The sequence below is a fragment of the Candidatus Abyssobacteria bacterium SURF_5 genome (assembly GCA_003598085.1).
Taxonomy (GTDB): domain Bacteria; phylum Abyssobacteria; class SURF-5; order SURF-5; family SURF-5; genus SURF-5.
Map to the genome: position 1 here is coordinate 18,116 of QZKU01000055.1, position 10,819 is coordinate 28,934.

Annotated in this window: 8 protein-coding genes and 2 tRNA genes; 8 read left to right on the forward strand and 2 right to left on the reverse strand. The window is 55.1% G+C overall.

Going from position 1 to position 10,819, the window contains the following annotated elements; genetic code table 11:
- Window positions 1-92 precede the first annotated feature (92 nt).
- Together C4520_07920 and C4520_07925 are read left to right on the forward strand one after the other, a co-directional pair.
- Window positions 93-926, forward strand: a complete 834-nt coding sequence (locus C4520_07920) for an SDR family oxidoreductase (protein RJP22635.1) — start codon at window positions 93-95, stop codon at window positions 924-926.
- A 10-nt stretch (window positions 927-936) separates the two neighbouring features.
- Window positions 937-2,838 carry a hypothetical protein gene (locus tag C4520_07925; protein RJP22636.1) on the forward strand — a complete coding sequence of 634 codons (1,902 nt, stop codon included), beginning with the start codon at window positions 937-939 and terminating at the stop codon, window positions 2,836-2,838.
- 85 nt (window positions 2,839-2,923) lie between these two features.
- Here C4520_07925 and C4520_07930 read toward each other — a convergent pair.
- Together C4520_07930 and C4520_07935 are read right to left on the reverse strand one after the other, a co-directional pair.
- Window positions 2,924-2,999: transfer RNA gene (locus tag C4520_07930), tRNA-Glu, on the reverse strand.
- A gap of 4 nt (window positions 3,000-3,003) precedes the next feature.
- A tRNA-Lys gene (locus tag C4520_07935) sits at window positions 3,004-3,079 on the reverse strand.
- A 665-nt stretch (window positions 3,080-3,744) separates the two neighbouring features.
- Here C4520_07935 and gap point away from each other — a divergent pair.
- The 6 genes from gap (at window position 3,745) to C4520_07965 (ending at window position 10,463) form a co-directional block, all read left to right on the forward strand.
- Window positions 3,745-4,743, forward strand: coding sequence for a type I glyceraldehyde-3-phosphate dehydrogenase (gene gap / locus C4520_07940; protein RJP22637.1), 999 nt, complete (start codon window positions 3,745-3,747; stop codon window positions 4,741-4,743).
- 113 nt (window positions 4,744-4,856) lie between these two features.
- Window positions 4,857-6,038, forward strand: coding sequence for a phosphoglycerate kinase (locus C4520_07945; GenBank protein ID RJP22638.1), 1,182 nt, complete (start codon window positions 4,857-4,859; stop codon window positions 6,036-6,038).
- Window positions 6,039-6,132: 94 nt separating this feature from the next.
- A complete protein-coding gene (locus C4520_07950; GenBank protein ID RJP22639.1) occupies window positions 6,133-6,402 on the forward strand; it encodes a 30S ribosomal protein S15 in 270 nt (89 codons plus the stop codon).
- Window positions 6,403-6,513: 111 nt separating this feature from the next.
- Complete coding sequence (gene pnp / locus C4520_07955) at window positions 6,514-8,607, forward strand: polyribonucleotide nucleotidyltransferase (GenBank protein RJP22640.1); 2,094 nt, start codon at window positions 6,514-6,516, stop codon at window positions 8,605-8,607.
- Entirely contained in the window at window positions 8,594-9,847 is a 1,254-nt protein-coding gene (locus C4520_07960; protein ID RJP22641.1) for an insulinase family protein, read from the forward strand. The genes pnp and C4520_07960 overlap by 14 nt, the downstream gene beginning before the upstream one ends.
- A gap of 172 nt (window positions 9,848-10,019) precedes the next feature.
- On the forward strand, window positions 10,020-10,463 hold the full coding sequence (locus tag C4520_07965) for a dUTP diphosphatase (protein RJP22642.1): 444 nt from the start codon (window positions 10,020-10,022) through the stop codon (window positions 10,461-10,463).
- The last annotated feature ends 356 nt before the right edge of the window (window positions 10,464-10,819 follow it).

Here is a 10,819-nt window from a genome sequence, read left to right on the forward strand (position 1 = left end):
TCCTGGTTCTTCTTGAATGTGGTTGCGTCAATGAAGTATGATTTCCTTCAATACGTTTCCTTTGGCTTGATCAGGTTACGGGGGGAAGCTACATGGGATTCTTTACCGAAAAAATAGCGTTAATTACGGGCGGAGCTTCCGGAATCGGGCGCGCTGTTGCAACTGAGCTTGCCCGCCAAGGAGCAGTCGTTGTTCTTGCCGATGTAAACGAGCGCTTGCTGGAGGAAGCGGTTGAATCAATAAGGCGGGCAGGCTTTCGGGCGGAGAGCTTCCGCCTCGATGTTGCCGATCCCGAAGCCTTTCAGGCCCTCGTTGCCAGCGTCCGGGAAAAGCACGGCCGCCTTGATTATCTCTTCAACAACGCCGGCATCGCGGTAGTGGGCGAGACTCGCTCATTTTCGTACGAGGACTGGCGCTCGGTCATCGATGTCGACCTCTACGGCGTGGTCAATGGAGTTGCCGCGGCGTATCCGCTCATGGTGAAGCAGGGTTTTGGACACATCGTTAATACGGCGTCCCTCGCCGGATTGGTCCCCGTGCCCGGCGAGATTTCCTATACGGCAAGCAAGTACGGTGTCGTCGGCCTTTCGCACGTGCTCAGGCAGGAGGGCGACGGTTACGGCGTGAAGGTGAGCGTGGTGTGCCCCGGTTTTATTGAGACGCCTATTCTCTATAATTCGAAAATCGTCGGACTTGATCGAGAAAAAGTCCTCGAGAAAATCCCCGAAACTATGCCGGCCGACGTATGTGCGCGCGCTATTCTCAACGGTGTCGAGCGGAATCAAGCCACAATCGTAATAACCCGCATGGCAAAAATTCTTTGGATGCTGCACCGGATCAGCCCCTCGCTTATGATGTGGCTGGGGAAACGGTTCGCGAGAGATGTCCGCAACCTCGCTCGTCCCGCTGCGGCACCGCAAATCTAGCTGAACGATCATGAAATCAGATATTGCCGGCGGTCTCGTGACCAAAGTATTCAGCCCCCTGCCGCTCGGGCAGATTCGCCCTGCCGGTTGGCTCCTGAATCAGCTTGAAATCCAGGCCCGGGGCCTGAGCGGACACCTTGATGACTTCTGGCCCGATGTCTCCGATAGTCAGTGGATAGGCGGGAAGGCCGAGGGCTGGGAGCGCGGTCCATATTGGCTCGATGGAATCGTGCCGCTCGCGTTTCTGCTGGATGACGAAAGGCTTAAACGAAAGGTTCATTTCTGGGTCGATCGCATCCTTAATCTCCAACATGAGGATGGCTGGCTCGGACCGATACAGGATGTGATGTATGGCTACAGGTATGATCCCTGGCCCGCATTCATCGTGCTGAAGGCGCTGGCGCAGTACCACGAGGCAACGGGCGACCAGCGCGCGATGCGTTCAATGGGAAGCTTTCTCAGGCGACTCGATGCCGTCCTCGATGAGACGCCGCTTCAAATGTGGGCACAGGTTCGCTGGGCAGATCTCGTTTTAAGCATTCACTGGCTCTACGAGCGCACCCGGGAACAATGGCTGCTCGGGCTCGCCACAAAAGCGTTCGAGCAAGGATTCGACTGGCGAAAGAATTTCTCCGAATTCGCCTTCAAAGAGAAAACGAATGTTGAAGAAAGCATGGCAAATGGAGCGTTTCTCGCCACGCACGTCGTGAATAACGCGATGGGAATCAAGCAGCCCGGTGTGTGGTACCGGCAATCGCGCGATCCCGTCGATCGCGATGCCGTATGGAACATTATTCATATGCTGGATGTCTATCATGGACAGGCGACCGGCGTATTCACGGGCGACGAACATCTGGCCGGCCTGAATCCGTCACAGGGAACTGAACTGTGCGCGGTTGTCGAGTACATGTTTTCGCTGGAAACGCTGCTGCCGATTCTCGGCGATCCAAGGCTTGCCGACCGGCTCGAACGGATCGCCTTCAATGCGTTGCCCGCCGCCTTCACGCCAGATATGTGGGCGCATCAGTATATTCAGCAAGCAAACCAGGTCATCTGCAAAATCTCGGAGGAACGTATCTACACGGACAATCGGGAAGACGCAAACATTTTTGGGCTCGAACCCAACTACGGCTGTTGTACCGCCAACATGCACCAGGGCTGGCCGAAATTCTGCTCGCATCTCTGGATGGCGACGCTGGATGATGGGCTTGCTGCTATATGTTATGCCCCATGCACCGTTCGCACTGAACTGAGGGGGGCGCCGGTTCGGATCGAGGTGCAGGCCAACTATCCGTTTGCAGACGAGATACGAATTGCTGTTCACGCCGATCAATCTCTGAAGTTTCCGCTGAGCCTGCGGATACCCGCCTGGGCGGATGCGGCGGAAATTCAGGTTGACCACCAGATTTTCACATCTTCAAGCGGAGGCACGTTCTTTACTCTCGAACGTCTTTGGAAGGAAAACACGGAAATCCTCGTGCGCCTTCCGATGCGGGCGCGCGCACAGAATCGATACAATGAAGCGATTTCAATCGAGCGCGGGCCGCTGGTATACTCGCTGAATATCGGCGGCGACTGGAAACAGATCGGAGGGCAGACCCCTCATGCTGATTGGGAAGTTTATCCGGCTACCTCATGGAATTATGCGCTTGATGTCGATAAGAACCGCCTCGAAGCATCGATCGCATTCGAGGCGTCTCCGCCCGGCAATTGTCCCTTTTCACCTGAGGGAGCGCCCGTGCGCGCTCACGTAAAAGGAAGACAAGTGCGCGATTGGACGCTCGAAAAAAACGCGGCGGCTCGCCCGCCCCTCGGCCCTGTTTTATCTTCGGCGCCTGAAGAAATTCTCGAGCTGATCCCCTACGGCTGCACAAATCTCCGCCTCACAGAATTTCCGATTCTGAAAAGATAACTTGGTGCGCGCTGCTGTATCTGCGATGCCGCGTCAAAAAAAATATCCCCCGCCCAAAACCACCTGTTTGGACGGGGGAAACCGCTTGCGTCCCCAAGGGGAGTCGAACCCCTGTTGCCGGCGTGAAAGGCCGGAGTCCTGGGCCACTAGACGATGGGGACAGAATGGTGAGTGGGGAGGGATTCGAACCCTCGACCACCGGCTTAAAAGGCCGATGCTCTGCCAACTGAGCTACCCACCCATCGCTCCGCATCGGCACTCATCCCGAATGCGCCTTCAAAAAAAATGAGCCTTGGAAAATGCGCAAGGCTCCTTCATCTGCCTTTCTATAATTATACATATTAATCCTGCTTTGTCAAATGCTTCGCTTTCATCCGCCCCCCGGATTGAACTCGTCTGCAGGATTCTGCCACGGAAGATTCTCAAAGGCACACCCTCCTCCGCTCCCGGCCGACAGCCGGCATCAGAAAAGAATCTGATATACTGTATGCACTGACCGAAGAGATGAAGAAAGGGAAAACGAATTTATGCGGCTCTTACCGTTCTGTATCTCCATCCTGTGCCTCTTCACCGGCTGCGCAACATCTGCCCTCGCCCCTCCTCAGGCGGAATCCGATTCCGGCCTGGTTGAAGAAATCAAAGTCGGTGGCGAAATCCAGATTCGAACGCAGCATCAAAATTAGACTTGCGGCTTTTCTGGTTCTTATTGGTAAAAATTGTGCCTCTTGTATTATAATAAGTAGTGAGGCCCGCATCGAGCGCCCTGAAAAAACAGTTGGAATCAGTTGGAAATCATTCATATATATCTGCTTCTGATAGAGTTGTAATAATTGACTTATTTTTTTGTTTGTGACATAATAATTTTTTATGGGCTGAGAATAAAATTGCACACGAAGGAGAGAGAGAATGCCACTGAAAGTGGGAATTAACGGATTTGGACGCATCGGCCGCATGGTATACCGTGCGGCAAGCAGCAATGGACAAATTGAAGTGGTTGCCGTAAACGATATAACCGATGCGGCGACACTGGCTCATTTATTGAAATACGATTCAACTCATCGAATGCTTCCCAAGAAAGTTACGGCAAAAGATAATATGCTCCTCGTTGGGAACTCTGAAATCCGTGTTCTCAGCGAGCGCGATCCCGCAAAGCTGCCGTGGAAAGACCTCGGCGTGGAAGTCGTAGTCGAGTCGACCGGCATCTTCCGTAAACGCGAAGATTGCGCAAAACATCTGGCTGCCGGCGCAAAAAAAGTGTTGTTAACAGTTCCTCCAAAAGGGGATGTGGATGCGATGATCGTGCTCGGGGTGAATGACGACAAGCTGAAACCCGAGCATCTTATCATTTCCAACGCCTCTTGTACGACCAACTGCCTGGCGCCTCTGGCAAAAGTGCTTCATGAAACCTTCGGCATCGAGTGGGGCCTGATGACCACCGTGCACGCATATACCTCGGATCAGCGCCTCATAGATGCCCCTCATAAGGATCTCAGGCGGGCGCGAACGGCAGCCGTTTCCATCATTCCCACAACGACGGGCGCGGCGAAAGCGGTTGGAAAAGTTATGCCGGAACTGAATGGAAAACTGGATGGACTCGCCATGCGCGTGCCGGTTGTGGACGGATCGGTGATCGATCTGGTAGCCGCAACCAAAAAGGAAGTCTCAGTGGATGCAATCAACCGCGTCGTTCAAAAAGCGGCTCAGACGACGCACAAGGGAATCATCGAGTATTGCGAAGACCCCATCGTTTCCGTCGACATCATCGGGAATCCCGCATCCTCAATTTTCGATTCGCAACTTACCATGGTCATGGGACCGAAGATGCTCAAGGTGGTTTCCTGGTACGACAACGAGTGGGGCTATTCAAACCGCTGCATCGACCTCATCGTCAAGATGGCAGGGTAGCGAACTGTTGACCTGGACCAAATCGGAGACTCACTTGTTTCCCGAGTCGTTTTCACAAGTTCGGCTACTCCACCACAGGCCGCTGAGCCAACGGATTCGCAGAGGAAACCTTCATGAATAAGCTATCAGTCGAAGATGTAGCATTGGATGGGAAGCGCGCGTTCGTCAGGGTCGATTTCAATGTTCCTCTCGATGACGGAAAAGTTGCCGATGATACCAGGATCTCGGCCGCGTTGCCGACCATACGCTATATGGTCGAACGCGGCGCCAAAGTGATTCTGGCGTCGCACCTTGGCCGCCCGAAAGGAAAAATCGTCGACAAGTACCGGATGGATCCTGTGGCGCATCGTCTGGGCGAACTCCTCGGGAAACCGGTTCGAAAACTCGATGACTGCGTCGGCGACAAGATCGAAAAAGCTGTCAACGAGATGAAGCCGGGTGAAGTCGTCCTGCTGGAGAACCTGCGTTTCCACCCGCAGGAAGAGGCAAATGACGAGCAGTTCTCGAAGAGACTGGCCGCGCTCGCCGATGTATATATCAATGACGCATTCGGAACGGCTCACCGCGCTCATGCTTCCACCGAAGGCATCACCCGATTCGTCAAGCAGTCGGCTGCCGGATTCCTGATGGCCAAGGAAATCGAATATTTCTCGAGGGTCCTTTCACGACCGGTCAGACCGTTTGTTACCGTTCTCGGCGGCGCGAAAGTATCCGACAAGATCGATGCGATAAATAATCTGCTCGATAAAGCCGACATCTTTCTTGTGGGCGGTGGGATGGCCTATACGTTCCTGCATGAAAACGGCGTGAAAATCGGCGATTCCTTGTTCGAACCGGATAAGACCGACGTCGCTCGCGAGGTGATGCAAAAGGCGCAAAGACTGAAAAAACAGTTCCTGCTGCCGGTCGACCACGTTATCGGCGACACGCTAAGCGAAAATGCAAAAGTAAGAACAGTGCAAAAGGATATTCCCGACGGATGGAAAGGGCTCGATATCGGCCCGAAAACGATTACCCTGTTTTCAGACACCCTGCGGGATGCAAAAACAATTGTCTGGAACGGCCCTCTCGGCGCGTTCGAGATTTCGCTCTTTGCGGAAGGAACCAGAAAAATAGCGGAAGCAATCGCGCAATCAGGCGCGATATCGGTAATCGGAGGTGGTGATACCGCCGCGGCCGTGACGCAATTCGGATTGGCCGGCAAGATGTCGCACATCTCGACCGGCGGCGGCGCTTCACTTGAAATGCTTGAAGGGAAGACACTTCCCGGTATTGATGCTCTGACTGACAAGTAACCGCAGTTGAGCCTCGGAACCATTTGCTCGGTTGGCGATACTCCGACGCCTACTGGGGAATGGGGATTCACCATCAAAAGGAGGACACTTCTGTATGACTATGAACAAGGAAGAAAAAAACCGCCTCATCAAGAAACACCAGGTACACGAAGGAGACACCGGCTCGGCCGAAGTGCAGGTCGCCCTCCTCACGGAACGTATCAACGGGCTGACCGGCCATTTCGAGAAACATAAGAAGGACCACCATTCCCGCCGGGGACTGCTCAAGATGGTCGGGCGCAGACGAAGCCTGCTGGATTATCTGAGAAAGAAAGATGTCGAGCGCTATCGCAAACTGGTCGACGAACTGAAACTGAGAAGATAATGACCTTTTCCCGCGTCCTCAAGACACCCGGGAGGCAACTCGCGCCCGTTGCTCGACGCAACGGCGCCGATTTCACATAAATGTGCCTAATACAAATTGGAGAAAGTTGGAATGACTGAAAGAACCCAAACCAAACTCGGAAAACACGATCTCATACTTGAAACCGGCCGAATGGCCAAACAAGCCGATGGCGCCGTCACCGTTTTCTATGGCGATACGGCCGTCCTCGTTACCGTCGTCGCTTCGCCCGATGTTCGCGAGGGAATCGACTTCCTGCCGCTCACGGTCGACTACCGCGAGAAAACATATGCGGCAGGCAAAATTCCCGGCGGTTTCTTCAAGCGTGAAGGAAGACCAAGCGAGAAGGAAACGCTCACATCCAGGTTGATCGACAGGCCGCTGCGGCCTCTGTTCCCCGACGGATGGATCAGAGAAACGCAAATCATGGCCACCGTCATCTCGCACGACCAGCAAAACGACCCCGATGTCCTCTCGATAGTCGGGGCGTCTGCGGCGCTCGCCGTCTCACAAATTCCGTTTACCAGGCTTGTGGGCGCGGTCAGAGTCGGCCGAATCAACGGCGAGTTTGCCGCGAATCCGACCCAGGAGGACCTGGAACAAAGCGATATCGATATCGTTGTCGCTGGAACAAAGAACGCCATCCTGATGGTCGAGGGAGGCGCGAAAGAAGTCGATGAAGAAACGATGCTCGCCGCGCTTGAATTCGGCCATCAGATGCTGAAAGATACGATCAAGATTCAGGAAGAACTGGTAGGCCGGTGCGGAAAATTCAAGTCTCCCCAGCCGCAGGTGACGCTCGACCAGGGCATCGTCGACCAGGTTCGTTCGCTTGCGATCGCCCGGCTGAACGAAGTTCTTCGGATCGCCGACAAGCAGAAGCGCCAGGAGCAGACGCTTGCCGTGCTCGAGGAGATCACCAAACAGTTCCAGGACGCATCCGAAGATCAGCTCAAGCAGGTCAATGCCGCCTTCCATGACCTCGAGAAGGGCCTGATGCGCAAGATGATCCTCGAGGAGAAGGTGCGCGCCGATGGCCGCGGACCGACTCAGATCAGGCCGATCACCTGCGAAATCGGCATCCTCCCGCGCGTGCACGGGTCGGCGCTGTTCACCCGCGGAGAGACCCAGGCGCTCGTTGCCACCACGCTCGGCACCTCAACCGACGAGCAGATCATGGACGAGCTGTTCGGAGAATACAAGAAGACCTTTATGCTCCACTATAACTTCCCGCCGTTCAGCGTCGGCGAAGTGAAACCGATCAGAGGTCCGGGACGCCGCGAAATAGGACATGGCGCCCTCGCAGAACGATCCATCACCAGCATGATGCCGACGTTCGAAGCGTTCCCCTACACCATCCGCGTGGTCTCCGACATCCTCGAATCCAATGGCTCGTCCTCAATGGCTACCGTCTGCGGAGCCACACTCTCGCTCATGGATGCCGGCGTCCCCATTAAGGCGCCGGTGGCCGGGATCGCGATGGGACTCGTGCAAGAGGGCGATCAGGCCGTTATCCTGAGCGATATCCTCGGCGTCGAAGACCATCTGGGCGACATGGACTTCAAGGTCGCGGGCAGCAAGACCGGCATCACCGGATTCCAGCTCGATGTGAAGACCGAGGGACTCGATCTCGGCACGCTTTCAAAAGCGCTCGAACAGGCGCGCGAAGGCAGAATCTTCATCCTGGACAAGATGCTCGAAGCCATTGCTCAACCAAGAGCTGAGATCTCACGGCACGCTCCGAAGATCATTCATATGCGGATCGATCCCGAGAAAATCAGGGACGTCATCGGACCGGGCGGCCGCATAATCCGCAGCATCGTGAGCGAGACCGGCGCCGAGATCAACGTCGAGGACGACGGCCGTGTCCTGATTGCGGCGGTCAACCCGGAGTCCGGCGAGAAGGCGTACAACATGATACGCGCACTCGTGGAAGAAGTCGAAGTCGGGAAAATCTACACCGGCAAGGTCAAGCGCGTCCTCAAGTTCGGCGCCTTCGTCGAAATCCTGCCGGGGAAAGAGGGACTCGTTCACATTTCGGAATTGAGCGACAAGCGCGTTCATAAAGTCGAAGATGTGCTGAACGAGGGCGATACCGTCACCGTGAAGTGCATCGAGATCGACAGGCAAAACCGGATCAATCTCAGCAAACGGGCCGCCGACAAAGAGCTCGGTGTGGGAGTCTGACTTGCTGAGGCGCTACCACCTGTCAAATGGTATTGAGGTAATTACCGAGCGGCTGCCCCAGTTCAGATCGGCCACGCTCGGGGTGTGGATGCGGGTTGGTTCCGTCAACGAGACCAGGGAGAACAACGGAGTTTCGCACCTGCTCGAACATTTGTTTTTCAAGGGAACCAAAACCCGCACCGCGCGGCAGATCATGGAGTCGCTCGAGGGGGTGGGCGGCTCCGCCAATGCCTTTACCAGCCGCGAATATACAACGCTCTACAGCAGAATCCTCGATACCCATATCGATCTCGCGGCCGAAATCCTGGCCGACATCCTCATCAACTCCACGTTCCCCGATCTCGAAAAGGAACGAGCCGTCATCGCCGAAGAAATCCAGTCCTATATCGACACGCCGGAAGAGCACGTGCTCGATTTGCTCTCGGCCGTTATCTGGCGAAGACATTCCCTCGGATTCACCATTACCGGCACCAAACGCTCGCTTGCGCGACTCAACTTGCAGGCGGTCAAGAACTACTACCGCACCTGGTACGTCCCCTCGAATATCCTCATAGCCGCCGCCGGCAATTTCAATAACGATGCGCTCAAGGACCTGTTCGAGCGGCATTTCGGCGGAATCGAAGGAACCGATAACCGCCGCGTGTACGACCCGCCGAACGTGCGCGCAATCAAAAAGCTTTTTTTTCGCAAAATCGGGCAAGTCCATCTCTCTCTCGGACTGCCCGGCGTGCCCGCCGACGACCCGTTGCGCTATCCGCTCAACCTGCTGGTCAATATCCTCGGCGGTTCCCCCCTTTCAAGACTCTATCAGCGCGTCAGAGAGGACGAAGGGCTTGCGTATCAGGTAAACACTTTCGTGAGCTCATATGAGCGGACGGGGCTGGTCGGCGTCTATGCCGCTTTGAGCCCGAAACACACACAGAAGGCGGCGGATATAATCTTCGACGAAATGACCTCGCTCAAGAGAAAAAAGGTGCCCGACGACGAACTCCGAAGTGCAAAGGAACAGCTAAAAGGCAACATCGTTCTCTCGCTCGAAAGCACTTCGGGCCGCATGCACCGCCTGGCTCGCTCGATCCTCTCGCTTGGCCGCGTCGAAACCCTTTCGACCGTTATGAAGCACATCGATGCCGTGACCGCCGACGATATCCTCAGGCTTGCCAACGACCTGTTTCGAAACGAATTGCTCAACGTCGTCGCCCTCGGACCGATCAAGAAACTCGAAGTCAGAGAACTATAGTTTGAATCCGATGTCGATTTGATTAAATCTTGTTTCCGAAACGAGAAAGTCCGGGCAACGCATTTACCGAAAAGAATATTCAACCGCAAAGACATGTTCTCTTGTATGTTTCCTCCGCGCTCTTTGCGCCTTTGCGGTTAAAAAACAAAGCCTTTACTGAAAGAATCCATTGATGATTACCGTCAAAGTAATGCGGCTGCCCCACAATCAAGACCTGCCGCTGCCGGAGAAAATGAGCCGGCTCAGCGCGGGGTTTGACCTCCGCGCCGCCGTCGAGGAACCGGTTTCTATCGCGCCCGGCCAATCGGCGCGTATCCCCACAGGACTCGCCTTCAGCATTCCCGCCGGATACGAAGGCCAGGTGCGCCCAAGAAGCGGACTCGCCATGAATCACGGCCTGACTATCCTCAACGCACCCGGAACTATCGACGCCGACTATCGCGGAGAGGTGAAAGTGCTGCTGGTGAACCTGGGAAAGGAAACGGTCCACGTCAAGCGCGGCGATCGCATCGCTCAACTGATCATTGCGCCCGTAATCCAGGCAGCCATCGAGGAAGCGACCGAACTCGATTCGACCGAGCGCGGACACGGCGGCTTCGGACACACCGGGGTCTAGCGAATATTAAGAACAGTTCAGCGCTATTACAAGTTATCCAGCGCTGGCGCTCTTTGGGCCGTCATTCCTGCGGGGCTATTACTTCTTGGTCACTGGCCCAACGCGAAGGTCACTGGCTCCATTTACCCAACGCGCAGGGGACTGGCTCCATTTACGGAATTATCTCAAGTACCTCGTTGAGCGCAGCGAAATCCCGTTTCTTAACCCTGCTTCAGCAGGGCGCCTCGCGGGATAGAATGGTGCCTGTCCCCGAAGCTCGAAGGGGACTGTGAGACTGTCCGACGATTAAAGTTGTTGAACTATAGTTCAAGATATTAATTTATGGTTGACAATAGCCTCTTTTTGTGGTATCATCT